Source organism: Streptomyces sp. NPDC045026 (genome assembly GCF_056432625.1).
Genome location: NZ_JBWKIS010000025.1, coordinates 33485 through 59360 on the forward strand (window position 1 = coordinate 33485; position 25876 = coordinate 59360).

Genomic DNA, 25876 nt, shown 5'->3' on the forward strand with positions numbered 1-25876 from the left:
CCCGGTCGAGTGCCGACGACCTGCAATCGACCTGATACCAACCACTACCGGATCTGAGAATGACCACACCGGCCAGTATCGTGAAGCGCCACGACAGCGGGGACGGGAGCTCTGAGGTGCCGCAGAAGAACTACGATCTGCACGCTCTGCTCTACGAGTTGAAGCAGGCGTCGAGCGAAGGCATGACCGATGCCCAGGACCTGTCCCGGCTCACCGCACTGGCCCTTGGGCACCTGGGTTGCGGCACGGCGAGCGAGGCGTACGAGATGCTCTACGCCGACTGGAAGGCGTTGCCCAGGGGCACCGTCATGTCAGGTATGCGCGCGGGTCAAGTGCTCAGCATTCTCCCGATGCTGCGGTTCGACCAGCCGCTCGGCGACGGGGCGCGTCAGGAGGAACTCCTGAGCGAGGCGCGGGAGTACGGTCCCGCGGACGAGCGCTGGCAGGCCAACATCATGACCATGGCGAGCATGTCCGGGCTGCAGCAGCTGGAGAACCCCGGCGACATGGAAGCCGCGCTCGCCCGGATCGAGCGGGCCCGTGCCACGCTCCCGCCCGGCAGCCCCGAGCGCGACGCGCTGGACATCTCCCATGCGGGACTTCGTGCACACCTGGCGCAGCTCGGCGGTGGCGAGGACGACTTCGACTCGGCTGTCGAGGACCTGGCGCGCCTGGCCGACGCGCCGATGCTCGACGCCGGCCAGCGTCTCGCCATGGCGGGCCAACTCGCCGTCTTCCGCTCCCATCAGGCCGTGCGGCGGGAGGACGAGGCCGGCCTGGCCACCCAGATCAGACGCCTCGAGACCGTCATCGCCCAGCTCTCGCCCCATCACATGGACCGACTCGGCATGGAGGCCAACCTCGATGTCGCCCGGAGCAACCTGACCATTCTGCGAGCCCGCCGCACAGGCAACCACGAGCCCACCGCCGAAGACAGGGCCCCCAGTTCCTCGGTGCACGAGGTACGGCGCCAGATCTCTGCCCTGCCGAGGACCGCCCAGGCCGACAAACTCGGCGAGGTGGGGACGATCCGTGTGGGCCGCGCCCTGTTCGCCCGGGACTTCGAGGCTGCCGTCGCCGGACTTGAGCTCCTCGAAGATGCGATGGATCGGCTCGAACCCGATGACGAGCGCTGGATTCGCAACGCGTCCGCGCTCGGGACCGGGCACGCGGCCCTGGCCGCCCTCGGCCTGGCCCCGCAGACGCGGCGTGCGGACCACCTGGACCAAGGCATCTCCTGGCTCAGACACGCCATGCGACTGGCCAAGGGACCCGAACACCCCTTGTGGGGCTCCATGGGCATCTCACTGGCCAGGGCCTACCGCCTCCGCGGCGATACGCACGTACTGAACGCAGTCGTCAGGCGTCTCAACCGCGACGCGTCACGGCACGTCGGTCTCGACGCCGTAAGAGCCGCAGCTTGGAGCGTCCTGCTCCAGTCCGGTACCGCGCATGCGGCGGAGACCGCCCGGCGCGCCGGTGAACACGCGACCGAGGTGGCCCGTTGGTGCCTCGCCGATGGAGCCCACGACGACGCCGTACGAGCCCTGGACGCCGGACGCGGCCTCGTCCTGCACGCGGCCACCGTGGCGGAAACCGTCCCCGATCTGCTGACCGCACTCGGGCAGTCCTCACTGGCGGACGAATGGCGCGCCGCCGGCACCCTCGTACCCGAACTGGGAGAGGGAGCGGCGCTGACCGGGCAACCGGCGGCGTCGGGTCCCCCCAGCCGACTACGGCGTCGAGTCCTCCAGGCCCTGGCCGCCTCACCGCAGCGCCGGCGACTGCTGGACGCACCCACCACGGGCGAGATCGGGAAGGCGCTCCTGTCCATCGGCGCGACCGCGCTGGTCTATCTGGTTCCGGGCGAGGAGCTGGAACGGACACCGGCGGGTGCCCTCCTGGGCAGACGCAACAGCCCGGGAGCGGCGCTCATCGTCTTGGCCGACGGCACCACACGAACCATCGAACTGCGTCAGCTCGTGGTCGAGGCAGCTCCGCTGGTCCAGTACCGGGCCGCATTCGCCGGCGGCCGCGACGCCGGAGGCCCGCCTGCGGCCGACACGCCTCCTCCCGTGCCGGCCAAGGAGACGCGCGCCGAGCTGGACGAACTCTGCGAGTGGGCCGGGAAGGTGGCGATGCGGGAGCTGCTCGAGGCGCTCCCTCGCGGTTACGGCAGGGCGCCCTCCGTGGTGATGGTGCCCATGGCGGAGCTGGGTGCCGTGCCCTGGCACGCCGCGCGCGTGGCAGCACTTGATCGCGCGCGCCCCTACGCCTGTCAACAGGCAGGAATCTCCTACATGCCGTCCGCGCGGCTGCTGTGCGAAGTGGCCGGTCGGCCTGCGCCCGGATCGCGCGAGGCACTCGTGGTCGGCAACCCGACCCGCGACCTCCATGACGCGGGAGTCGAAGCGGAGGCCGTTCACCGCACCTTCTATCCCGACGGCGAATTCCTGGGCCCCGGTCAGGCCTCACCCGCGGCCGTGACGGACTGGCTGGCACGACAGCGTGGCGGTGTGCTGCACCTCGCCTGCCACGGAGCGGTGCAACAGGGCGAACGACACAGCTCCTATCTCGAACTGTCCGGGGGCCGGCTGGCGGCGGAGCAACTGACGGAAGGAGCAGCCAGGTACCGGCAACTCGACCTCGTGGTGCTCGCTGCGTGCCGGACGAACGTGTCCGGCCACGGCTACGACGAGGCGTACAGCCTGGCAACCGCCTTCCTCGTCGCGGGCGCCCGCTCGGTGCTCGGGTCGTTGTGGCCCGTCCCCGACGAGGCCACCTCTCTTCTGATGTATATGACCCACCACTTCATGAGGCGAGACGGGCTGTCTCCCGGACAGGCACTGCGAACCGCCCAGTCGTGGATGCTCGACGACCAGCGCCAGGCGCCGGCCGGAATGCCGGCGAACCTGGTCGCCAAGGTGCCACTGATCAAGAGCGCAGACCTGGCGGCCTGGGCCGGGTTCACGCACCTGGGCTGGTGAGACCGCCCGAGGGCCACTGTTCACGGCACCACCGTGCGGACGAGCACGTGGGCAGTGCCCCACCGGCCCACGGACTGCGCGGGCCCTCCGGCGTCCCGGCTGCCCTGCGCGGCGCCGAGCCGCAGCAGACCGCCGCCACCCCCTCGGCCCGCGCCGCCGCGGGCCGAGGGGGACGTGCCGGGAGTCCAGGCGGGAAGCCGGAAGGGCGCGAGATTGAACTCGTTCTCCGCCACGATCACCTTCAGCCAGTCCCGCGTGGACGCGCCGCGCACCACATTGCGCCCCGGCGGCAGCCGCAGCCACACGGGCTCGCCCCGCCGGGCCAGTCCCACCTTGTGGGCCGCGATGAAGTCGCCCTCGTACAGGCTCGGAGTACAGGCGTAGCTGTCGGTCAGGTCGAGCAGCGCACACCACAGCGGCCGGTCCGAGTCGTTATGGATACGCACCATCACCTGCGGTTCCTGGCCGTCGTGGGTGTACGAGCAGACAGACTCACCACCGGCGGTGAGCCGAACAGTGCCGACAGGGGTCTCGTCGACGGTGACGCGGACCAGCGCCGAGAGCCACGGATCCGGGTTGGCGAGTTCTCGCAGGTGGTGCCAGTGCGCGATGTGGGCCAGACAGCCCGCGACGCGCGCGGCATCCGCCGGGGTGCGCAGGGGCATGGGGGCCAGGGGATGGCCGTCGCCACCGTGGACCTGGGCCCACGCGTCCCCGACATCGACGTGCAGTGACAGTCCGGTCCCGCCGCTCGACAGCATCGGCTCACCGGAAATCGCCTCCGCGACCATGCGCACGGCTTCGGGCTGTCCGGACACCGACACCGCGGCCGGGGGGAATGCCAGCGCCGACGGCGTCACCGCGTGCACCGACTCCCGATCGCCCGCGCCGGGTTGCCATCCGGCCGGTTCCACCAGCGCGGACTCCGGCCGAATCTCGCGTACGACGACGACACGCGGTGCGCCGGAGGTCGCAGAACCGGTCTCCGGAAGCAGCGTGAACTCGGCGCCCACCGCAAGCAGCCCGTGCACGGAACCGCAGTTGACCTCCCAGCCGGCACCCGTCAGACGCAGCAGAAACGCCGAGGTCGGGACGGCGTCGCCGGAGAGGAATCGTCCGTCCTCCGGACCGCGGAGCTCAGGATGCTGGACAGCACTCAGACGGCGCACACGTTCCTCGACGACCGCGTGCACCGTCCCGTACGTCGCCGTGTGACCGAGTTGCTCGAGCGCCCCGAGCATCGCGTGGCTGTAGTAGCCGCGGATCCGTCCGTCGAGCGGGCCCTCGTGCGCGCGCTCCTGAGGGCGGCAGGCGGCGAGCAGCACATGGCGCTGCGGCTCGGCACCCTGGCCGCCGCCGTCCCGGGAGCCCGTGGCACTTTGCGTACGCCACCACGGGCGCCACGCCACGCCGCGGGCCGCGACGCCGGGCGCGGATTCTCGGGTCGCTCCGCCGGAGTGACAGCAGTCGAGGACGGCCAGGACGTGGACACCACGGTCCGCGAAGCCGTCCAGGATCAGGCCGAGTTCGGAGTCCTGGAGCAGCGCCTGCCCGCCGTCGTCGAGACTGTCGTGGCACACCAGAGCCTGGCACATGCCGGTCGCCTCGCGCGGGTCGTCGGTGGCTGTCTCGCTGCCGTGCCCGCTGAACCACAGCAACACGGAGTCTCCTGGCCGGCCCTGCCCGAGATGAGTGTGGATGGCGTGCAACATGGCCGCCCTGGTGGCCTGTTCGTCGTGCAGGACGCGGATGTCACACGCGGGACCCGCCTGCCTGCGTAGCCAGTTCTCGGCCTCCATCACGTCGGTGACACAGCCGTTCAGTGGTGCACCCGGGTACTTGTCAATGCCTACGAATAGGGCGTACACGTTCGTCATATGACGATCTTGCCAGTGTGCGCAGGGCGCGGGCGGGGCGTTTCCAGGGCGAGTGCAGGTCAGGTCCACCGAACCCCATACCCCGGCAGCCGCACGGCAGTTGACTGGATGAGATCACTCAGTCGACTCGGGCGCGACGCTCGCCGGCGCACACACCAGGAAGGAAGTCATCGTGAGTTTCGGGGGACACAACCCGTACCAGCCGCCACGACCGCCATACCCGGCACCGTATCCGCCACCCCAACCAGGATGGCCACCCAACCCAGGACCCTATCCACCGCGGCCTTACGTTCCACCGCAGCGAAGCACCTCTCTGTGGCGGCGCCTCCGCGAGGACGAATGGCCGTCGCTGGGGCAGTTGTTGCGCCACGCGCGCCGGGTGCACGGGTGCGTCTGGGCGCTGCTGGTGCCGTGCTTCCTGCCGGTCTTCCTCTTCGTCCTGGTCGGCTACCCGGTCGCCCGCTCGGCCCGTAGCAAGGCGCGCCAGATCTTTCCCGCGCGAGGCCGGCGCCGCATCGAGGATCCCCACGTGACGCGCGTGCAGAAGGCCCGTGCCTGGACCGCCACGGTCATGTCGGCGCTGATCCTGATCGTCTACGGCAAGCCCGGGGACATGGCACAGACGCAGGAGCAGTTCATGTTCCGCTTGGTTGTCACACCATGGCTGCTGATCCTCAGTGCCCCACTGATCGTCGCGCTGCTCTATCGCTGGGCGGCACCGGCCGCGAAGGTGACCATGCGGGTACACCTCCGGTCGGCCCGACGGTCGGCCCTCTGGTACTTCGGCGCCTTCAGCCTGGTGCCGGTGTTCGCCGTGGGGGCGTCATTCGCCGAGCAGTTCGTCGGGGCCGCTCTGGGGTCCTGGCTCATGATCGTGCTGCTCGCTCCGATGTTCTGGGTGCTGATCTTCGTGGTGTTCTCCACCGGCCCGGCCATCAGCAGCGCATTCAACACCGCTGAGGTGCACGCGGCGCTGCCGGCGTTGCTCACTGGTGTTCTGGTCTGGGAGTTCGCGTTCATCGGACTTGTCAGTGGCGGGCTGCCGCCCGGCCCGCCAGTCGTCCAGATCTGCGCCTTCCTCGGCGGACCCGCGTCCGTGACGGCCGTGGCCTGGTGGGAGATCACGCGCCTGCGCACCCGATACGGGGTGTCCCTTCGCGGGTAGGTGTCGATGCCGTCGAGAAGTGCGTAGAGGTTGCCTGCCGCGAGCAGGTCGGAGCGCGCGTGACCATCCGGTCGATGTCTGGGCGTGTTCGGGTCGCCGGCGCGAAAACCCTTCCGAACCACGTGGATCCCGTGTGGACTGACGTGCCTCGGGCCTCGCACCCGGCTTCGACCATGAAGGAGCTCTAGTGGGCTTCCTGTTCGTGCTTTGCCATCTCCTCGCTGCCTACGCCTGCGTCTATTTGGTATGGGGACTCACCTTGGCCGGCCGGAGGCGGGAACCAGGCCGGCTGAGCACGCTGGCGCGGACACGGGCAGCCCTGTCGGTCGGTGTGGTCGTGTTCATGGCGCTGCGATACGGCGTCGACAACGGCTTGGCCAATGCCCTTGAATACGGGACGGTCAAGTACACCCTGGGCGCCGCAGTGGTGCTCCCAGTCCTCCTGACCGCCGCGGCCCTCCTTGTCGTCAAGGCTCCTGCGCCCCTCCGCAGCCGAATGGTGCGCCTCCTGTTCAGAGGCGAGAGCGGAGTCGGCCCCGGTCTCGTGATTCTGGGAATCGCAGCAGGTGTCGGCTACTGCTTCTGGCTGTTGAAGCGGGAGCCCTGGCAGGTGCAGGGTTTCCCCGGCGACGCATTCGTCAGCCTGATTCTCCTGGTCGCCTTCCTGCTGCCCACCGGGGCCGTCATCATTGTCGGGCCCGCTGTGGCCCTGAGCACAGCGTTCCATTCCTACTCGGCCCACCCTTTGCTGCCTCCGCTGTGCGCGCCCTGGTTCGCTGTCGCGGCCGTCATCGTCGACGAGGCGTCCGGCATCTTCGGCCAGAGTGGAACCAAGATCATCAACGCGCCTGAGGACGTGGGCGACGCCGTCTCGTATCTCGGGCTGGTCGCCGTCATCGTCCTGTCCCTGGTCGAGTACCGGCTCGTCAAAGACCGACTCGGCGTGACCCTTGGTTCTGGACCGCCACCCGGCTGGGGAGACGACCGCATTCGCGGCGGGTACGGATTGCCCACACCCATGATGTGGACCGTACTCGGTTACCTTGGCGTTGCCCTCGTCATGCTCTCCGCAGGCCTCGTGGTGGCTCCGCAGGGTGACGCCAAGCCCGCACGGAACCCCGACGCTTGGGCCGGTACGTGGGAAGGTCGCGGCACCCTGGCTGGGCACCGGCGCTCGACAAAGGTCACCGTTCGCATACCCACGGATCCCGCCAAGCGCGGGCTCATCACCTTCACCGAGCCGCAGTGCGTCGCGTCACTGGGCACCAATCAGGCAAGTCCCATCGGCGTACGGATGATTGCGAACGGCGACAGCGAATCCAAGTGGTGCCGCGCACTCTGGCTCGTGGTCGTGAAGGGCGACTGGGAGAAGAACTCCTCCAGACCGAGTGGCTGGAAGAAGGTGTCAGGACGCGTCACCCTGAGCGTTGTGTCCCGGCCCACGGTTAACGAAACCAGCGACATCGTCGACGACTGGCAACTGACCCGTCGGCCCCTGGCGAGCGCCCGGTCCGGGCCGGCCTCTTCGCCATCGAGCTCCGTACGGCTCGGTCGCCCTTCGCTGCGGCCCGGACCGCAGTGTCCGTCTCTTCTTCGTCAGCAACTACGGGACCGACATTCCGGGCCCTGTCTCGGTCATGCCTCTGTTCAGCGTGAGTGCCGGCTTCCTTTACTGGGTCACGTCGTCCATCGTGCTGGGCATCCGCCCGCTCATCGCCCGGCGCGGCACCGAGCACGGAAGTGGCCTGGGCAAGAACCGCTGGGTCGTCGAAGCGGCCTTCGCACTTCTGCGCTGGTTCCGCCGACTGCGTATCCGCTGGGAAATCCGCGCCGACATCCACCAGGCCTTCCTCACCCTCGGCTGCGCAATCATCTGCTGGCGGCGCCTCAAAAATAGTGCTGATCTGAGCCCTCAGCCCGAACCAGCGACCAGTGCCTCGCCGAGCGGGGTGCGCCGGTAGAGCACCGACCGTCCGGACCGGGCGCGGACGAGCAGCCCCGCGCCTCGCAGGATGGCGAGGTGGTCTCCTACCGCGCCGGGTGCCATGGCGAGGCTTCGGGCGAGGTGGCTGGTACTGGCCGGGGCGTCCAGCGCCACCAGCAGCCGGGCTCGGGCCCGGCCGACCAGAGCGGTCAGCGCGTCCGGTTGGGGGACGGTCTCCTGTTCGCCCCACAGGGCGGCGGTGCCGCGGGCAGGGTAGATCAAGGTCCTGGGCCAGGGGTCTTCCAGGTGGGCGGCGATATTCGCGACGAAGACCGAAGGGATCAGCAGTAGCCCGTCGCCGGCGAGGTGGACTGTTCCGACTTGGGGGAAGTGGCCGATCTCGATACCGCCGGCTTGCCAGGCGATGCTCGGGTGCAGGCTCTCGATGGTCGTGGCCCATCCGTGTTCGCCGATCACACCCACCCGGTGCACGACGTCGCGCTCACAGATCGCGCGCAGTTGCGGCCAGTCCGTGGCGAGCAGCTCGTGCCACGCCTGGTCCATCGCCTCGGCGATCCTGGAGACGGCGTCCGTCGAGTCCAGGACCGCGCGTACGTGGGGATCGCGGGCGGACGGGCCGGTCGCGGTGGTGGCGATTTCGTGGCGGGCCGCTTCCAGCGGTGTGGCCCGGATCATGGCCAGGTCGTCTGCCCAGGTCTGGTTGAGGCCGCGCGGGGGCGGGGCGACGAAGTTCGGTCCGGATTGCGGGGTGTGCAGGGCGAGGGCGGCGTTCAGTTCGGTCTCGCGGCGAAGCCGTTCGAAGGCCGGCAGGAGCCGGGTGGCCCAGGCTTGCGGCAGTGGCCGGTCTTGGCCGGCGAGCGAGCGCAGCAGGGAGCAGAGGTCCATCGCGGGGGAGAGTGCGAAGCGGCTGCGCAGCAGGTCCTCGACGGAGACTTCGAAGCGGAGCACCCTGCCATGCTACTGCGGGACGTCTGTTCCGATTCGTCGAGCGACGAATCATTGTTGGGTGGGGTGGGCGCACGGCGAGGCTGGGCGTCATGACCCCAACCGCCGAGCCCGCGCAGGGCAACCACCGTGCCACCTACCGAGAGGTGCTGGCCGAGCCGCGATTCCGGCTGCTCTTCTCGACCCGCACCGTCGCGATCACTGCGGGCTCGCTGCGGATCACCACGTTCTCGGTGCTGGTCTTCGCGGCCACCGGCTCCGCGCTGTTGAGCGCACTGGCCTTCGGCATCGGCTTTCTCCCGCAGTTGTTCGGCTCGCTGCTGCTGGGCTCACTGGCCGACCAACTGCCGCCCCGCGCGCTCATCGCCAGCGGCTACGCCTTGGAGTGCGCCGCCGCCCTGCTGCTCGCCCTGGTGCGGATGCCGATCGGGGCAAGCCTCGGTGTCGTGGCGCTGGTCGCCCTCGCCACACCGGTGTTCAGCGGCGCGTCGAGTCGGCTGGTCGCGCAGTGGCTGGAGGGCGACGCCTATGTGCTGGGCCGTTCACTGAACAACATCGCTGCCTCCGGCGCGCAATTGTTCGGTCTGGCGCTGGGAGGTGCGGCCGTCGCGGCACTCGGCCCGCACCGGGCACTCGCGGTAAGCGCCGCCCTCTACCTCGGCTGCGCGCTCGCTATCCGCATCCGGCTACCCAGGCTGCAGCCGGGAGAGTTCGGCGGCACACCCGGCAGCGCTCGGGGCGATGGCGGGGCCGTCCGGGCAAGCCTGCACGGTGCCGGCCTGCTGCTGCGCGGACGCACGGTGCGACGACTGATGCTGGCCCAGTGGCTACCGTCCGCGTTCGTAGCGGGCGCGGAAGGCCTGATCGTCGCCTACGCGGGAGGACGCCACTTCGCGCCCGGCTGGTACGCGGTGCTGATGGGCTGTCTGCCGGTCGGCATGCTTGTCGGTGACCTGCTGGTGGGTCGACTGCTACGGCCACCCACCCGGGAGCGACTGGTGGTCCCGTTGATTGCGCTGATGGGACTGTCGCTGGTCGGCTTCGCCGCCGAGCCCGGAGTGGGCGTCTCGTCCTGTCTGCTGCTGCTCTGCGGCTTCGGATTCGCCTACGGTCTCGGCCTGCAACGGCCGTTCCTGGACGCCCTGCCGCAGGATGGCCAGGGCCAGGCCTTCGGTCTGCTCGGCTCCGGAAGCATGACGCTGCAGGGCGTCGGGCCGGCCTGCTTCGGCTCGGTGGCCGCAGGCATCGGAACAGGCGGCGCAATCGCCCTGGCAGGCGGCGCGGCGGCGCTCACCGCCGGCTGGATTCTCACCTGGCACCCGCCTACCTCCGCGGTCCCCGTCCCGAACTACTCAACGGGATCAGAGACCGGCACCGAACAGCATGCGTGTAGTTTTCCTGCTCAGTAACCGTCGCAGGTCGGGTCGGCCGCGAGCCATCACGCACCCCACCCCCACCCCCACGCCTCTCTGACAGACAGTCATTCCCGGTAGCTCATTGTGTTAGGAGTCCTTAAAGGGATGGTGCGTGGGCGGATACCGTGTGGGTCGGATGCTCGGCGTTGAGGATAAAAGCCATGCTGTCGTTCTTCGGTGGCAGGCCGAGGACCGCTCGGGCGGCGAGCTCGCCGAAGACCGGTGCGTTCTTGAAGCCCTTGCCGGAGAAACCGGCACAGACGAAGACCGAGGGCATGCGCGGGTGTTCGCGCATGAACTCGATGCGTGAATGCGTGTAGGCCTCGAAGTAGGCCTGGGCACGCATCGGGTAGTCCTCCAGTATCGGGAAGAGGTCCCGCGCGACGGCGCGGATGGGCTCGAGGTCCTCGTCGGTGATGCGCAGCGGCGCGGTGTCCGGGGACTCGACGGGCAGGTGGTCGCGGAATCCGACGCCGAGCTTCATGGCCAGACCGTCCGCGGTCGGCAGCCCGTACGAGTAGTCGGGTTCCGTGCGCAGGTAGGGGAGCATGCCGTCGAGCGTGCTGCCGGCCTTGGGCAGGTACCACGAGGAGATGAGGCGCCGCGTCGCGAGGTACGGGGCCATGCCCGGCAAGAGGGTGGCGGTCCACGCGCCGGCCGCGACGACGACTCGGTCGTAGCGTTCCGTCCCCTCGTCGGTCACGATGTCGACCTGGCTGCCGACTTGGTTGATGGCCGTGACACGGCATTCGCGCAGGATCCGTGCGCCGCGTGCGACGGCCGCGTCCGCGGCGGTACGTACGGTGCGTTCGGGGAAGATGATGCCGGCGCCCTTGTCGAGGATCGCTATCTCGTCCTCGTGCAGCCGGTATTGCGGGAAACGCAGCTGTGCTTCCTCGCGACTGAGCACCTCGGCGCGGCTGCCGAGAAGGGCCGCGCTCTCGAGTGCGGTGTGCGTCGCGGGGCTGGCGGTGCTCCCGATGGCGAGGGCGCCGGTCAGGTTGCGCAGCGTGCGTCCGGATTCCTTTTCGAGCTCGCGCCATATGAGGTCGGCCCGGTCGGTGATGGGCAGGTACTCGAGGTGTTCTACGTCGATGTGGCGGAACAGCCTGGTTTCGCCGCCGGCGGCTCCGCGTGAGTGTCCCGGGCTGAAGAGTTCGTAGCCGGTCACGTCGGCACCGTGTTTGGCAAGTTGCCAGAGCGTCTGTGCTCCGATGGTTCCCGTTCCGATCACGGCGATGCGAGGAGTGGGCATGGGGGTCAGGCCTCGATTCCGGCGTACAGGCTGCGGTGGACGGGCCTGCGGAACGCGTACAGGGACAGGCCCGCAGCGACTGCTCCGAGCGCGAGGGTCAGGAAGTAGGTGTTGTTCGAGACGGCGGTGAAGTACTGCCCCAGCAGGCCCGAGAGGGAGGAACCGAGAGCCAGCGTGAGGAAGTTGATGGCGACCATCTGCGCGGTGAAGGCCTTCGGCGCGATCTGCGTGGCCAGGGAGAGGCCGATGGGCCCGACAAAGATCTCGGAGCTTCCCATGATGAACATGAATACGGCGACGTAGGGGAACGGAATCGTGGTGCCGTCGAACAGTGCGGAGATCACCAGAATGAACGCGAAGCCCAGGCCTATCTGCACGAGACCGATGGCGAACTTGGTACCGGCCTTCGGCTGACGTGCCCCCATCTTCTTCCAGATGGCGGCGCCGATCGGGAGCATGGCCACGCCGGACGCGGACGAGATCATGGTGATCCAGCCGACGGGGAACGACCAGTCGCCGATGCTGAGATCCACGCGGCTCTTGACCAGCAGGGAGATTGCCGTGAACTTCGCGAAGAGCAGCCCGAAATACAGGGACGCGCCGAGAAACAGTGGGATGTAGGAGCGCACGCGGCGGCGCTCGAAAGACGTCACCGTTTCCGAGCGCAGGATGAGCGTGAAGTAGGCGGCGGCGGTGAGGAGGGTCCCCACCGTGACGATCATGGAGAGCCGCTCGGCCTTGAGAAGGCCGGACAGGGCCGCCAGGGCGATGACCACGATCGCGGCGACAGTGATGCAGAGGGCTTTGCGCAGTGCTGCCGCGGGCAGCGGGTTGCTGACCTGGCCGGCACGAGGAGGCAGGAAACGCGCCGAACGGACGTACTGGACGAGGGCGATGACCATGCCGACCGCGGCGAGCCCGAACCCGACGTGGAAGCCCCACTGGTTCTGGGCGAGGCCCGTGGTCAACGGGCCGAGGACGGCTCCCGTGTTGATCGCCATGTAGAAGTACGAGAAGCCGGCGTCCTTCTTGGCTGCACTCTCGCTCGCGAGGACGAAGCCCACAATGGAGGTGATGTTGGTCTTCAAGGCGCCCGTGCCGAGGACGATCAGGACGAGACCCGTGCCGAGCCCGAGCAGCCCCGGCGTGACGGCGAGCACGATGTGGCCCAGGGCGATGACGATGCCGCCACCGAGGACGAGCCGATGGGGACTGACCAGGCGCTCACCGGCCCAGGCACCCACCAGTTGGGCCAGGTAGACGGCACCGCCATAGGCGCCCGTGATGCCGACCGCTGCGGCGTCGGGAAGGGCGAGCCCTCCTTGGCTCAATGCGTCAAGGAGGTAGAAAGCGAGGATGCTCTGCAGGCCGTAGAAGGAGAAGCGTTCCCAAAGTTCCGTGAACGCCATTCCTCCGACGCCCCGGAGTTCGGACTTCGAATTCTGGGCGCGCTGCGGGGACGTAACGGCCAAAACGACTCCTAGGATGTCTCGTCACATGATCGTGGGCTGTTGCCGAGTGCTACGTCGCCGTGATGTGCCGGTGCCCGAACGGGGCTCGTCCGCCTGGTGTTGGGTGGTCGCAGGCGGTTGGGCGATTCGGCGGACCTGAACGGGATCGTGTGGAAGCTCAGGGTCGGCGGGACGCGCGTGAACGGTGCGGCCCCTGGGCCCCTCGCACAGGCGACTCCGGTCCCGCGACGGACATGACCACGCCGGAGTGACATGAGGTGTGCGGGTCAGTACGTGGGGGGCGCCATGGCCCACATGACCTTGGCGGGGTGTGTGCCCGTGCGTTCGATGACCTTGTGGGGGTGACCACTGTTGTAGCTCACGGAATCGAGCGGGCCGAGGGTGTGGGTGGTGGTGCCGACCTGGAGTTCGACCTGGCCCTCCAGTACCACGAGGAGCTCTTCGGAAGCGCCGTGCGTGTACTGGTCGGTGCCGGTGTCGCCGCCGGGCTCAAAGGTGCCGAGGAGCACTTCGAGGTGGTCGAAATGCGCCGGGGTCAGCTTGAACTTGGACGCCTTGTTGCCGAACTGCCGACTGGTGGCGTCCGCGAAACGCAGAACCGGCCGTGTCGGCGTACTGCTGGACGCGAAGAGATCACCGACGTTGAGCTTCAGTACGCCGCAAATCTTCTGCAAGGTACTGACGCTCCCGTTGGCGCGCCCGCGCTCAAGCTGCGACAGGTAGCCGACAGTGATGCCGGTGGCTTCCGAAACCTGTTGCAGCGTCAGTTGGAGAGCTTTCCGGCGACGCCGGAGGCGGTCTCCGAGCGTGAGGTCAGACTCTTCAGTCTCGAACATGTCGGCGACGCTACACGAGGCTTTGAGTTTTGTCTCAAAAAATTATTCTCCCAGTACGCTTGATCATGACTGGCGGTGCGCCGGCCGCGATCTGTCGTCAGGCTCGTCAGCTGAACTGGTGCACCGTTCAGGCCGGTTCGGTGTTGGCGAGCGCAAGGCGGCCGGCCCATGGACAGCGGAGGCGAGAAAGGCTGCGCCGCCCGTACCGCTGATGGCCCACGCCGGCCAGTTCGAGCAATCGTCAAGACCTGTCGATGGGGTGGGCATGCCGCCTCGCGCTGCGCTGCGCCGCGCCCGCCCGAAGCGAAGCCTCTTCACTTCGCTCACCGGGCCGCTCAGGAGAAGTCCGCGGCGGTGGATGTCGCTCGACGGCTACATTGCCGGTCCGGACGATCGACCTGACCGCGCTCGAGGCAGGCGCCGGCCCGCACCAGGGCGGCCAGGCGGGGGTGCGTTCACGGCACGCGTTCACGGCACGTCAGTGGGTCTGGGCGGACTCGATCGGCTGGGCAGACGCACGCGGAAGCTCCTGGTGGACAGGCGATCTTGGTCGTGACCTCGTCCACCAGGAGCATCTTCACGTCTGGGCGCCACTCACCCCAACTACCCGTCAGACTGCCCAGGTTGGAGCTCGCCGGCGCTGTTCGGGCCGAGTGTGCCTATTCCTGGACCTGCCTCGGATCGATGGGAATCTCTCGTGCCGTATTCTCGGCGCGCTTCTCGGCGCTCAACTGCTGCGCCGCCGTTCCGCAGCAGCGGTCGTACTGGTTCTGCCAGTCCGACATGAACGTGTCGTAGTCGGACTGGCCGATCAGCTTCAGGTCCGACTCGTCGTTGTGCCAGATGCCGTTGCTCGTCCAGTTCGAGGAGCCGACGAACACGAGCCTGGAGCCGGCCGTACCCGCGTAACCGCCGCTGACCATCATGTATTTGTCGTGCGTGTAGTGCAGAGCGTTGCCGTTCGCGTCGGTGCCGTGACTGGTGTCGTGCATGTCGATATTCGGCCGGTTCTTCAGGTAACTCTGCACGCTGTCATCGACCTGGCCGGCGGTGATGAGGATGTGGATCTTGACGCCGGTTCCTGCCAGGCTCACCAGCTTCTTCGGCAGCTCCAGATAGTTCGTGTCGCCCGACTGCCCGTGAGAAGTCCACTGGAACATGGCGATGTTGATCGTGGCCGGCGCCTTGATGTTGTTCAGGAAGTCGACCCAGGTGTCGCTTCTGGTGCGCGCCTTGGGCCACTGGTAGGAGGGCGGGGACAGTTTCCTGGCGGCCGTTGCGCCGGTGGAGTTGTAGTAGTCGGGTGCCAGCGGGCCCGGGCCATTGAGCGCCCCCTTGGCCATGGCGGTGAAGTAGCTGACGTAGGAGTTGTACAGGTCGACGTTGCCCTTGACGGTGGCGCTGCTGTTCCACGCGGTGCTGGCCTGGGCGGAGGTGGGGTTCGCGCTGCTGACGGTCACTGTCCTGTTCGCATCGCTCCCACCGCTGAGCATGTAGTACTTCGCGTGCAGGGCGGAGCCGGCGTAGTGGGTCAGGCAGCCGCCCGGGCACAGCGCGGCGAAGCTGGAGGCTCGCGGGTCGTTGCCCAACTCGGTGACCATCGACTGCCAGGTCGCATTGTCGCTGTGAGAGTCCATCAGCGCCTTGACGATGACGCCGCGCTGGTGCGCGGCGATCAGGGCGTTGGCGAAGTCCGGGCCCGGCTGTGAGTTGCCGATCGAGTACATGGCGACGCGTATGGTCTGCCCGCAGCTGGCGCTGTTGATCGAGTCGATGATCGGGCCCATGATCTCCATCTGGGCGGCGGGGTCCTCCGGGTCGTTGAAGCGCGGCCCCGGGCTGGAGGTGAACGTCCGGGACTCGCAACTGAGCGGGGACTTGGGCTTCTTGACCGCGGCGTGCGCCGGTGTCAGCGACAGCACGGTGACGACCAGCGCGGTGATTAACGTGAACGTTCGCTTCATGGGCGGCCCTTCGCTGGGGTGTTGACGATGAAGAGTCGGGTTGCCGTAAGAGGCCCGCAGAAGCGATGCCGCTGTCAGCGGAATCTACTACTGTTCCACCGATTGTTCCGAAATTCACTTAAAGTCCCCGCTGTGCATCGTGAGATTCCTTGGTCAGGGGAGCAATCGCGGGGTGTTGCTCTGCTTGTCGACCAATGAGTGGTCACCGTGGGGAACGACAATCGCCTGGCGTAGCGGCCCGTCCATGCCGTCGCGCTCGCGCCCCTGCCGCCATCCGCGTCTGGCCCGTCCACTGCGGGTGCTCAGGGTGCTCCGGGTGCTGTGCTGCCATACCGGCTCCCGGGATTGGTCGGTGGTCCGACTCAATGGTGACGACAACCTGACCTGGGCTGCTCTGGTTCGCCATCTGGCGCCCGGCGGTCGGATCCCTTTCGGCGGGCACTGCGGGCACGTGAACCCCCGAGGGCAGCCATGCGGCAGGATCGGCATGTGCGGCTCAGCAGTCCTCTTGCGTGGGGTTCCCGTACGAGCCGTCAGGCGCGCAGACCTGCCTGCCGCAGGCCGATCGCCGCCAGGTCGGCGATGACCTGTTCGTCGCCGCGCCGCCAAGCCTCCGCGAGGCCGCCGGGCGGCGTGGGCACCGCTGCGAGTTCGCGCTGCGAACCGGTGAGGACGCGCAGCGCGAGGAGGTCGGCACCACCCGGATCGGCGGCGAGGCGTCGGGTGACGGCGCTGCGGCGGATCCAACGCAGGCGCGGGGGCAGCCACAGCAGCAGCACGAACACCACCGGGATGACGATCAGGACGACCGTGGTCAGCGTGGCCACGTGGCCTACGGTGTCCTGGAGCGAACGACCTGCGTCGGCCAGCCCCGTGCCGGCCTCGGCGGCGGACCCGAGCTGCTTCTTCAACTGCCCCCCGACGAACGGCACCTTCGAGGCAGCCTCCCCTGCGTCGACGAGTCCGTCGGAGAGGCTGTTGCCGGCGCTTTCCGCCTTGCGGCCCGGATCTGCCAGTCGCCCGATCGCGTCGTGCACGACCAAGGCCAGCTTCACCGTGGCGTAGATCAGGGCCGCCGCGATCAGGTCCGCGAGGACCTGGCGGCTTCGACGTGCCGGGGTCTGAGCGTAGAGGCGCATGGGCGTGCTCCTATCCAGATAGGGCATCGGCGGTCGGCGGCTGCCCCTACGGCTACCCTGATCGGGAAGGCGGAACTCCGTGCCAACCGTCGGCGATGGGCCCTGAGGGATGGACCAGGCCCACAGATGCATCCGATGTCCTGTCGTCCCGACTTGTACTGTTGCAGGTCGGAGGCCGTTCTCTCGTGATCGAGAGGGCGGCCTTTCGTGTGTCCGGGGGTGTGGTGGTCGCAGCCACGTCGATCGGTCCGTTCGAAGGCCGGTGGTCTCGGCCTGAGTGAGGGTGCGATCGATGGTGTCGACACCTTCGCGTGTGGGGAGCGTTGGTGCCCGATGTCGCAGTGCTGCGGCGACGCGGGGCGAGATGGCGACCCAGCTGCGGCTCATGCGACGGCCTTGGACCGGAGCCGGTCCGGATCTTGTTTCTGCCCAGACCTTGAGCCGGGTCTGCCGGTTGTCAGTCGGCACGCCCGCCTCGGCCGCGGCGTCGGCCAGATCCACCTCGCCCAGGGCCCGGGTGGCGGCGGTACGGAGGTCGCGGATGTACGCGCGATGCGTGGCGACGTCCTCGGCGGTGCCGTACAGGCCCATGTGGCCCGAGACCACGGTGTCGAAGTTGTACTCGAGCAGGTGGTCCATCGCGGCGTAGTACGCGGGGACGTGTGGGGCGAAGATCAGACGGAAGAACGGGGCGTTCTTGACGGTGAAGCTGTCGATCGCCGTCAGGATCCGGCGGTCCGGGAGGTGGATGAACAGGTTGCCCGGCTGGTGCCGGTCCCCTGGGTAATCGAGGACGAACCGCTCGCCGTCGATACGCAGTTCGGTGCGCGTGCCGGCGAAGGTCTCGTTCGGCAGCGGCCGGTCCTGGAGACGGCGAAGGGCGTCGTCGTGGTGGACGCACCCCCGGACCTCGGCCCAGGGCTGCCCGCCGCCATCAAGGAGGCCACCTCGAAGCCGATCACCCACCTGATCTACAGCCACGCGCACGCCGACCACATCGGCTCCGCCGACCTGCTGGTCCGCGACGGCGTGAAGGTCCTCGCCCACGGCCTGACCGCCCGGTTCGTCAAGGAGTCCGACGACCCGCGCAGTCTGCCCCTGTCGTCAGCGGTGCGGGTCCGTGGTGCCTGTGGCGGGAGCGTCGATCTGTTCGGCGATCCAGGACGCTGCGAACCGGGTCCAGACCGCCGCGTCGCCGGCCCCTGAGGCAAGCCCGAGACTGTGGGGGCCGTGCGCGAAGACATGGACGGTGTGTGGGACGTCGTGCGCGGACAAGGCGGCGGCGAGACGGTAGGTGTGCTCCGCAGGGACGTAGGCGTCCTCGGCGGTGTGCCACAGGAAGAACGGTGGTGACTGGGCGGTCACGAGCCTGTCCAGCGACGTCTGGCGCCGCAGGTCCGGTGCGGCGTCCTCGCCGAGCAGGATGATCCGCGAGGGCCGGTACGTCTCGGTCTCCATCGAGGTGATCGGGTAGCCGAGTACGGCGAACTGGACCGACTCGCGAGGGTCTTCGGTCGGTGCGAGCGCGGCGTGCCCGGCCAGGTGCCCTCCTGCGGAGAACCCGATCAGACCGATGCGTTCGGCGCCCTGCTCGCGACGGCGCCGGATCTCGGCGCGCAGGGCCAGCAGGGGCTCCGGGTGGCGCACGTCGAGGGGGTAGCGGAAGACGTTGGCGGCCAAGCCGAGCCCGGTCAGCCAGCCGACGATCGGCTCGGCCTCGTGAGCCGAATGCATCGCGTACCCGCCGCCGGGGAGCACGATCAGGTGGGTCTCCGCAGGCCGGACGGCGTCGGTGTCCGCGCGGCGCGGCCGCGTCGGTTCGGGTTGATTCCTCATCACTGACCTCCGCATTCCCCCCGTGGACGGCGCTACCGGCTGTCTCCCGTGAGACCGGCCAAGCTGATCACTTCGTAGGATCCCTCGACATCACGCGAATATGTGGGAGCGCGGTCTTGAGAGGCCGCGGCCGTTCAAGACCTGGGTCGGCTCCCGACCCAGGTAGCGCGGGGGCGGCGTCAGGAGCCCCAGCGGGAGGCCCGTGCCGCGAGTTCGAGGGCGGTCAGGGCGCCGGGTTCGCCGCGTTCGCGGAGGAATTCGCCGGGGAGGGTGTAGCGGGCGCCGGCCTGCGGGGAGCGGGCGGCCTGCCGCACGACGTCGTCGACCAGGACGGTGGCCATGTCCAGCCGCGGGTAGCGGCCGTGGAGCGCCTCGCCCTGGGCGTCGGTCACGAACTCGGTGCCGAAGCCGATATCGACGCCGATGCCCCGGCGGGTGAGGTAGGCCAGCACGCCACGGCGCTCCGCGATGCCGTCCGAGGTGTGCAGGGCGATCGCCTCCCACACCGGGTCGGTCCTGTCGGCGCCATAGCCGTGCTCGGTGAGGAACCGGGCGGCCAGGTCGGCGCCTTCGACCTCGAAGCGCGCCTGGCCCGGGGCCGACGGCGAGGCCCCGAGCTCGTGCAGGACGCAGGCGTGGAAGAGGAGTTCGGCGTCGAAGTCGACGCCGGGCTTGAGCCCTTCGTGTTCGGCCAGCAGTGCGGCGAACACGTAGCTGCGGATGCTGTGGTTCGCGACCGGCTCGCTCTCGCTCGACCGGACGAGCTCGATGGCGGCACGGGCGACGGGTGTGTCCGGGAGCGCCGGCAGGAGGCGGGGTTCAGTGTCCATGAAACGACCGTAGGCGCGTTGCGGACCCACCTGAGAGTGGCACTGATGCCATGCAGCGATAGGATTGTGCCATGACGGGTCGGGCATCGGACGGGATGCACCATGTGGTCGTGGTGGCGCTCGAGAACGTCCTCGCGCTGGACATCGGGATCCCGATGCAGGTCTTCGGGAGTTGGCGGGACGGCCCGTACACGCTCACTGTCTGCGCGGAGCGGCCCGGCTCCGTCCCGATGCACGGCGGCCCGGTGCTGTCCGTCGCACACGGTCTGGACGCCCTGGCGTCCGCCGACACCGTGATCGTCCCGGGCTACCTGGAGCCGGACGTGCCCAGCGACGAGGTGACCGCCGCACTGGCGGGGGCGGCAGCCCGCGGGACCCGCATGGTGTCCATCTGCACCGGCGCGTTCGCCCTCGCCGCCGGCGGCCTGCTCGACGGCCGCCGGGCCACCACGCATTGGCTGTACGCGCAGGCGCTGGCCAGGCGGTACCCCCGGGTGACGGTTGTGCCCGAGGACCTGTACGTCGACGAGGGCCAGGTGCTCACCTCGGGCGGCGTGTCCTCCGGACTGGACCTGTGCCTCCACCTCATCCGCCGCGACCACGGCTCCCTCCTGGCGAACCAGCAGGCCCGTCTACTCGTGGCCTCCCCGCACCGTACCGGCGGCCAGAGCCAGTTCATCGACCTGCCGGTGCGACAGGAGTCGTCCGACGGCGCTGCGCTGTACGACTGGGCCCTGCGGAACCTGCACCAGCCGCTCACCGTCGACCAGTTGGCGCGCCGGGCAGGCATGTCCCGCCGGACCCTGATCCGCCGCTTCCACACCGACACCGGCCTGCCGCCCATGCGGTGGCTGCTCGACGCCCGGCTGGCCCACGCGCGCGAACTCCTCGAATCCGGCGACTTCACGGTCGAAGCCATCGCACGCCACTGCGGCTTGGGCACCCCGGCCAACTTCCGTACGCTTTTCAAGACACACGTCGGAGTACCGCCCAGCGTCTACCGCGAGACGTTCGCCAACTGACGGACGCCCAGGCGCAGTCTCCGCCTCGGTCACGACCGCCGGCAGGCGCAGGAACACCCCAAAACCCCGACTACCTGGATCGGACGCCCTCTAGGAGTGAAGTGCCCGTCGCAGTGCCTCGACGGCCAGCGTGCGTGCGACGACGGTCGCCTTGGAGTCGCGGAGGCTGTCGAGCATGAGGAAATCGTGGACCATCCCCAGCACACGCACCGCGGTGACGTCCACACCGGCCTCGCGCAGCTTGGACGCGTACGCCTCGCCCTCGTCCCGCAGCACGTCGGCCTCATCGGTGATGACCAAGGTGGTGGGAAGGCCGCGCAGCTGCTCGATGTCGGCCCGCAGAGGGGACGCGTAGATCTCTTCGCGCTGCCCCGGCTCGCTCGTGTAGGCGTCCCAGAACCACTTCATCCCGTCTCGGGTGAGGTAGTACCCCTCGGCGAACTGCTGGTACGAGGGGGTGTCGAAGTTGGCGTCGGTAACGGGGTAGAGCAGCACCTGGGCCGCCAGGCCGACATCGCCACGTTCCTTGGCCATCAGTGCGAACACGGCTGACATGTTGCCGCCGACCGAGTCGCCGCAGACGGCGATCCGGGTGGTGTCGAGGTTTTGCTCCTCGCCGTTTTGGACGATCCACTTTCCGACCGCATAGTTCTGCTCGATCTGCGTGGGGTACTTCGCCTCCGGGGCCAGGTCGTAGACCGGGAAGACCACCGCTGCGTCCGATCCGACCGCGAGTTCACGTATCAGTCGGTCGTGGGTGTTCGCGTCACCGAATACCCATCCGGCGCCGTGGATGTACAGCACCACCGGGAGGGTCTTCGTCGCTCCCTCGGGGCGGATGATACGGGCGCGGACCTGGCCGTATTGTCCCGCGTCCACGCTCACCCACTCCTCGGTCACGGCGGGCTTGGCCACGCCCTCCCCGGCCTGCAGGTCGTCGAGCATCTCGCGGCCGTTCTCCGGTGGAACTTCGTAGATGCGCGGGTGCGGTGAGGTGGCGTCCGCCAGCTCCTTGGCCGCGGGTTCCAGGACGGGGGTCGGGAACGACGGATTCGCGGGCATGCTGCGCCTCCTGTCTCGGCGGATTTGGGTACAGGGGACAGCGCCGAGCCATTTCCATCGTCTCGCAGCGTCGAATCGGCGCAACATCGGGAGAGGGCGGGCGCGGCCTGGCGGCAGGGCGGCAGGGCGGCATCGAGAGGCTCGCCGTTCTCGAGGAGCCCTGGGACCTGCCGGCCGGACGCTTCGACCGCGTCCGCCCGCTCCTCCTCGCCGCCGACCTGCCGGCCTTCCGCCCCCTTGGTGCGGCCATCTCACCCACCCCGGCGGCCATGTCCAACTCCACTTGGGCCGAGGCGAGTTGTGGTACGCGTGCGAGTCGGAACCGGGCCACGACTACTCGTGGCCCCGCGGCATCCCCGGCCTCGATCCGGTCGGCGCCCGACCGGCCTCGGCGCTTCGCCGGAGCGCTGACGGGTATGCACGTATGTGGCGCGACGGGCAAGGCGGCGCGACGGCAACGAGCGCGGGCTCTGTCACCCGGCGCCATTACACTGCGCCGTGGCACCACTGGACACACACAGCAACTGACCGAAAGTGAACGGGGGAGTGGCATGGCTACGGGAGGATGGGGGCCGGGAAACGGCCCGGGTCAGCCTGGCGGCAACGGGCCGGGAGGCCAGGGCGGTTGGGGCGCTCCGTACGGACCACCGCAGGGCGGCCCGTACGGTCCGCCACCACCGAATCCGGCCCCGTACCCGTACCCGAACCAGCCTCCGTACCCGAACCCGTACCCCTACGGTCCCCAGCCCACGCGGCCCGCCGTCCGGCGTTCCCGCGGCTGCCTGTCGTACGTCTCACCCGTCGGGCTCGTCGCCGCGATCCTGCGCTCCGCGCACCGCGTCGCCACCAGGCTCTTCGCGCAGGAGGGCGAAAGCCGGATCGTGGACCGCGCCGTGGACCGCGTCCAGCTGGCCCGCACGGTGCTCGGTGCCGCCGCCACCATCGCCCTGATCCTCGCCTACAACGTGGACCCGAACCGCTGGGAGGACGCGGCGTACGGCGGTGCCGCCCAACTCATGATCGCCCCGTTCGTGCTGATCGTCGCCGCGCCCCTGGTCATCATCGGATTCATCTACTACGCGCCCCCGCACCTGCGGCCGCATCTGCGCTCCCGGCTGCGCGCTCCGCTCAAGGCGGTCGGCTGGTACGTGCTGACGTTGGCCGTTATCGGCGGAGTCCTCGTCCTTACGGCCCTGACCGTCGACGAGCGCGATGGGAAGAGCTGGTGGGAATACGTACTGGCCGTCGTCGCGCTCGTCGTGGTCGCGTGGGGTTTTCCCTTCTTCTTCATGGCGTCGCTGTACTCGGCCCGCAGTGCATTCAACAGCGCCCAGGTCCACCCGATGCTGCCGCCCGTCCTCACGATGGCGCTGGTGTGGGTGTTCGCGGTCCTGAACCTGACCGGCGACGGCATGCCGGGGGGCCCGCCCATCGTCCAGATCGGCTCCACGCTGGGCGGGCCACTGTCGGTGACCGCCGTCTCGCTGTGGGAACTGCGGCGGATGAGGACCCGTTTCGGCGTCACCCTGCGCGCCTGATCCGGCTTCGACGGGCCCAGCTCCCAGAGGCACGCACAGCCCCGGCGTGGTCGGTGCACGAAAGCAGGGACCCTTGGCGATTCGGATGGTGTCGAAACCACACCGAGCGCCAAGAGGCCCTGCTTGTCGCAGTTATGCGCAGTTATGCGCAGTGTCGCGCGGTTGTGCGCCGTCGCCGCGGATGTCTTTGCCGGTCAGTCCTTTGTGGTGGTGGCGATCCGGCCGGCGTAGCGCTGCGTCCAGGTCGTGTCGCTGTCGACGGTGACGACCACGTCGTAGTAGCCCTCCTGGGTCGGCCACACGACGACCTTCGTCGCGCCGTGGGCCACCGTGACCTTCTGGGTACGGCCGAGGTAGTCGTTGGCGGTGAGCGTGTAGTCCACCGGCTTGGTGCCGTCGTTGTGCAACGTGAGCTTCGCCCGGGCCTCGTGCTTGGTGCCCTCGGCGTTCAGCAGGTCGACCTCCACGCGCGGGAGGACGCCGTCCCTCGTTCCGGCGGGCGCGACCTGGCCGGCGAAGGAGCGCACGAACCCGTCGTTGGAGTAGATCGAGAACGCGTACTTGCCGTCGGTGGCCTTGGCGTCCCAGGTGTACTCGCGCGTCTTGCGCGCGGTGACGGTGAAGGGCGTGCTGGAGAACGGCTGGTACTTGTCGGGGAAGACCTGGAAGCTCAGGGCCTTGTCCTTCGGGCCGCCGGTCAGGGTCATCCTGGCGGTGACCTTCCCCGTCGTGCGGTCCTCCGAGATCGTCGCGTGCGGATGGAAGCTCAGCGGGCGCGGCTTCATGTGGTCGGCGGCGATCGGCACCGACTGCTCGGACAGCGGGTCCACGAAGGTGGCCGACCCCGGTTGCGGGTGGGCGAAGTCGAGCGCGCTGGTCAGGTCGCCCGCGATCGAGCGCCGCCAGTCGCTGATGTTGGGGCAACGGAACGGCTTGCCGAGGTGGGCCGCCCAGATCTCGAGGAACTTGATCGTCGAGGTGTGGTCGAAGACTTCCGAGGCGACGTGCCCGCCACGGGTCCACGGCGAGACCAGCAGCATCGGCACTCGCGGACCGAAGCCGAGCGGGTAGTCGCCGACGTACTCGCGCGACGTGCCCGGCTCGGGCCACGGCGGCAGCACGTGGTCGAACTTCCCGTCGTTCTCGTCATAGTTGAGGATGAAGAGGGTGTGGTTCCAGATGTCGGGGTTGCTCTGCAGGATGTCGAGCGTCTTCTTGACGTAGCGCTCGCCGTGCAGGGTGTCCGCGCCCGGGTGCTCGGACCAGCCGTAGGGCGCCACGATCCAGGAGACCGCCGGCAGCGGGTGTTCCGCGCCCGGCCGGCAGGCGTCATCGAGGCTTTTGAGGACCGAGTCGAGGTTCGCGTCGGAGTCGTCGTTCGGCGCGGTCATGCCGGAGTAGTACGTGGCGTTGCCGCGCCAGATCAGTCCGGTGCCGGGCCGCAGCTTGGGGTCGTCTGCGCTCAGCCCTTCCGGGTCGAATCCCTTGAAATACTTCAGCTCGTTGTCGCCGTAGTCGCCGACCCAGGTACTGATGTAACCCTGTCGCCCGTTGCCACTGTTGTCGGAGTAGAGCCGCCAGTCGATGCCGACCTGCTGGAGCTGCTCGGCCACCGTGGTCCAGGAACGGGAGTAGTTGGACTCATCGGTGTTGCCCGTCTCGCTGTTGGCGGTACCGCTCCACAGGTACTTGCGGTTGGGGTCGGTCGGCCCGAACTCGGAACAGAAGTTCTGGTCGGCGATGGTGTACTGCGCGGCGACCGAGTGGTAGAAGCCCATGTAGGTGTCGCTGTGGTAGTTCATGCAGCTGGCGCCGTTGTGCTGTACCCACCGGTCCCACTTGCGATGGTCGACGTCGCCCCAGGCTCCGTGGTCGTTGCCCCAGGCTCCGTCGTCGACCTGTGGGGTGACGATGTTGCCGCTGCCGTCCTTCTGCTGGAAGACGGTAGTGCCGTCCTGGAACCGCAGCGCCTGCTTGTCGTTGAAGCCGCGTATGCCCGGGAACGTACCGAAGTAGTGGTCGAGGGACCTGTTCTCCTGCATCAGGATCACGACGTGCTTCAGGTCGGACATGTTGCCCTTGAAGCCCTTCGGCAGGACGTACCTGGGGTTCGGAGCGGCGTACGCGCCGCCCGCCCCGGCGGTCGCGCCGAGCATCAGCGCTCCGGTGGTGACCCCCGTGCTCTGAAGGAACTTACGGCGAGTGGTGCCGGTCGCCGTCCCGGGTCTGTCGCCCAGCTCGGACTCGGATGTCGGGTTGATCGGATCGGGGGACATGGAAGCTCCTCAGGGGGCATGGACAGTCGAGGTGGGTGCTGCAACCCGCTCATCGAAGCGACTGGACACCAACCCTTTGTGAACGCCGGCTGAGCGATCAGCGGGACAACGGCTGCGCGGTGAAAACTGGAGTTCACCTATGACGGGGCCGTGGTGCGCACCGAGACCGACCCCAAACTGATCAGCCAGGTCATGGAGTTCCCCATCCTCTCCCACGAGGTCCTCGACAACTGGGCCGACGGCTCCATCCACGACGAGACCTACGAGTGGACCTCCAACATGTACGTCGACTACATCCGCATCTGGCAGTAG

General features: G+C 68.6%; 19 protein-coding genes and 2 pseudogenes. 9 read left to right on the forward strand and 12 right to left on the reverse strand.

Features of this window, described 5'->3' with window-relative positions; all coding sequences use genetic code 11:
- Window positions 1-116: 116 nt before the first annotated feature.
- Window positions 117-2987 (forward strand): CHAT domain-containing protein, encoded by a 2871-nt coding sequence (locus AC07EJ_RS35650; RefSeq protein ID WP_478885833.1) that lies wholly within the window; start codon window positions 117-119, stop codon window positions 2985-2987.
- A 20-nt stretch (window positions 2988-3007) separates the two neighbouring features.
- Here AC07EJ_RS35650 and AC07EJ_RS35655 read toward each other — a convergent pair whose 3' ends face one another.
- A complete protein-coding gene (locus AC07EJ_RS35655) occupies window positions 3008-4864 on the reverse strand; it encodes a caspase family protein (protein ID WP_478885834.1) in 1857 nt (618 codons plus the stop codon).
- Window positions 4865-5225: 361 nt separating this feature from the next.
- Here AC07EJ_RS35655 and AC07EJ_RS35660 point away from each other — a divergent pair, with 361 nt between their 5' ends.
- Window positions 5226-6029 carry a hypothetical protein gene (locus AC07EJ_RS35660; RefSeq protein ID WP_389491171.1) on the forward strand — a complete coding sequence of 268 codons (804 nt, stop codon included), beginning with the start codon at window positions 5226-5228 and terminating at the stop codon, window positions 6027-6029.
- Between the two features lie 1269 nt (window positions 6030-7298).
- Here AC07EJ_RS35660 and AC07EJ_RS35665 read toward each other — a convergent pair.
- Window positions 7299-7448 carry a hypothetical protein gene (locus tag AC07EJ_RS35665; protein WP_478885835.1) on the reverse strand — a complete coding sequence of 50 codons (150 nt, stop codon included), beginning with the start codon at window positions 7446-7448 and terminating at the stop codon, window positions 7299-7301.
- A gap of 278 nt (window positions 7449-7726) precedes the next feature.
- On the opposite strand from AC07EJ_RS35665, the pseudogene AC07EJ_RS35670 reads away from it, so the two are divergent.
- Window positions 7727-7990, forward strand: a pseudogene (locus AC07EJ_RS35670) (hypothetical protein); the annotation flags it as partial.
- Here AC07EJ_RS35670 and AC07EJ_RS35675 read toward each other — a convergent pair.
- Window positions 7942-8922: an ArsR/SmtB family transcription factor gene (locus tag AC07EJ_RS35675; protein ID WP_389491175.1), complete on the reverse strand. Its 981-nt coding sequence runs from the start codon at window positions 8920-8922 to the stop codon at window positions 7942-7944. The pseudogene AC07EJ_RS35670 and the gene AC07EJ_RS35675 sit on opposite strands and share 49 nt — an antisense overlap.
- Window positions 8923-9011: 89 nt before the next feature.
- Here AC07EJ_RS35675 and AC07EJ_RS35680 point away from each other — a divergent pair, with 89 nt between their 5' ends.
- A complete protein-coding gene (locus AC07EJ_RS35680) occupies window positions 9012-10328 on the forward strand; it encodes an MFS transporter (protein WP_478885836.1) in 1317 nt (438 codons plus the stop codon).
- A gap of 103 nt (window positions 10329-10431) precedes the next feature.
- On the opposite strand, the gene AC07EJ_RS35685 is transcribed toward AC07EJ_RS35680, so the two are convergent.
- The 5 genes from AC07EJ_RS35685 to AC07EJ_RS35705 form a co-directional block, all read right to left on the reverse strand.
- On the reverse strand, window positions 10432-11589 hold the full coding sequence (locus AC07EJ_RS35685; RefSeq protein WP_389491180.1) for an FAD-dependent oxidoreductase: 1158 nt from the start codon (window positions 11587-11589) through the stop codon (window positions 10432-10434).
- 5 nt (window positions 11590-11594) lie between these two features.
- Entirely contained in the window at window positions 11595-13061 is a 1467-nt protein-coding gene (locus AC07EJ_RS35690; RefSeq protein WP_389491183.1) for a peptide MFS transporter, read from the reverse strand.
- Window positions 13062-13327: 266 nt separating this feature from the next.
- Entirely contained in the window at window positions 13328-13897 is a 570-nt protein-coding gene (locus AC07EJ_RS35695; protein ID WP_389491185.1) for a helix-turn-helix domain-containing protein, read from the reverse strand.
- A 659-nt stretch (window positions 13898-14556) separates the two neighbouring features.
- Complete coding sequence (locus AC07EJ_RS35700) at window positions 14557-15861, reverse strand: phospholipase D-like domain-containing protein (RefSeq protein ID WP_478885837.1); 1305 nt, start codon at window positions 15859-15861, stop codon at window positions 14557-14559.
- 533 nt (window positions 15862-16394) lie between these two features.
- Entirely contained in the window at window positions 16395-17996 is a 1602-nt protein-coding gene (locus AC07EJ_RS35705; protein ID WP_478885864.1) for an MBL fold metallo-hydrolase, read from the reverse strand.
- On the opposite strand from AC07EJ_RS35705, the gene AC07EJ_RS35710 reads away from it, so the two are divergent.
- Window positions 17892-18206 (forward strand): MBL fold metallo-hydrolase, encoded by a 315-nt coding sequence (locus AC07EJ_RS35710; RefSeq protein WP_478885861.1) that lies wholly within the window; start codon window positions 17892-17894, stop codon window positions 18204-18206. The genes AC07EJ_RS35705 and AC07EJ_RS35710 overlap by 105 nt on opposite strands.
- Here AC07EJ_RS35710 and AC07EJ_RS35715 read toward each other — a convergent pair.
- Both AC07EJ_RS35715 and AC07EJ_RS35720 read right to left on the reverse strand, forming a co-directional pair.
- Window positions 18105-18836 (reverse strand): alpha/beta hydrolase, encoded by a 732-nt coding sequence (locus AC07EJ_RS35715; protein ID WP_478885838.1) that lies wholly within the window; start codon window positions 18834-18836, stop codon window positions 18105-18107. The two genes, AC07EJ_RS35710 and AC07EJ_RS35715, sit on opposite strands and share 102 nt — an antisense overlap.
- A 179-nt stretch (window positions 18837-19015) precedes the next feature.
- Window positions 19016-19666 (reverse strand): HD domain-containing protein, encoded by a 651-nt coding sequence (locus tag AC07EJ_RS35720; RefSeq protein WP_478885839.1) that lies wholly within the window; start codon window positions 19664-19666, stop codon window positions 19016-19018.
- 71 nt (window positions 19667-19737) lie between these two features.
- Here AC07EJ_RS35720 and AC07EJ_RS35725 point away from each other — a divergent pair, with 71 nt between their 5' ends.
- Window positions 19738-20688 carry a GlxA family transcriptional regulator gene (locus AC07EJ_RS35725; protein WP_393587346.1) on the forward strand — a complete coding sequence of 317 codons (951 nt, stop codon included), beginning with the start codon at window positions 19738-19740 and terminating at the stop codon, window positions 20686-20688.
- A gap of 90 nt (window positions 20689-20778) precedes the next feature.
- On the opposite strand, the gene AC07EJ_RS35730 is transcribed toward AC07EJ_RS35725, so the two are convergent.
- The gene (locus AC07EJ_RS35730; protein ID WP_389485374.1) at window positions 20779-21750 is read right to left on the reverse strand and encodes an alpha/beta hydrolase; all 972 of its coding nucleotides are present in this window, start codon (window positions 21748-21750) and stop codon (window positions 20779-20781) included.
- 101 nt (window positions 21751-21851) lie between these two features.
- On the opposite strand from AC07EJ_RS35730, the pseudogene AC07EJ_RS35735 reads away from it, so the two are divergent.
- Window positions 21852-22161: pseudogene (locus tag AC07EJ_RS35735) on the forward strand (SWIM zinc finger family protein); the annotation flags it as partial.
- Window positions 22162-22301: 140 nt separating this feature from the next.
- On the forward strand, window positions 22302-23288 hold the full coding sequence (locus AC07EJ_RS35740) for a hypothetical protein (protein ID WP_389485376.1): 987 nt from the start codon (window positions 22302-22304) through the stop codon (window positions 23286-23288).
- A 194-nt stretch (window positions 23289-23482) separates the two neighbouring features.
- Here the strand turns inward: AC07EJ_RS35740 and AC07EJ_RS35745 are convergent, their stop codons facing one another.
- Window positions 23483-25564, reverse strand: coding sequence for an alkaline phosphatase family protein (locus tag AC07EJ_RS35745; RefSeq protein WP_478885840.1), 2082 nt, complete (start codon window positions 25562-25564; stop codon window positions 23483-23485).
- Window positions 25565-25714: 150 nt separating this feature from the next.
- On the opposite strand from AC07EJ_RS35745, the gene AC07EJ_RS35750 reads away from it, so the two are divergent.
- On the forward strand, window positions 25715-25876 hold the full coding sequence (locus tag AC07EJ_RS35750; RefSeq protein WP_389485379.1) for a hypothetical protein: 162 nt from the start codon (window positions 25715-25717) through the stop codon (window positions 25874-25876).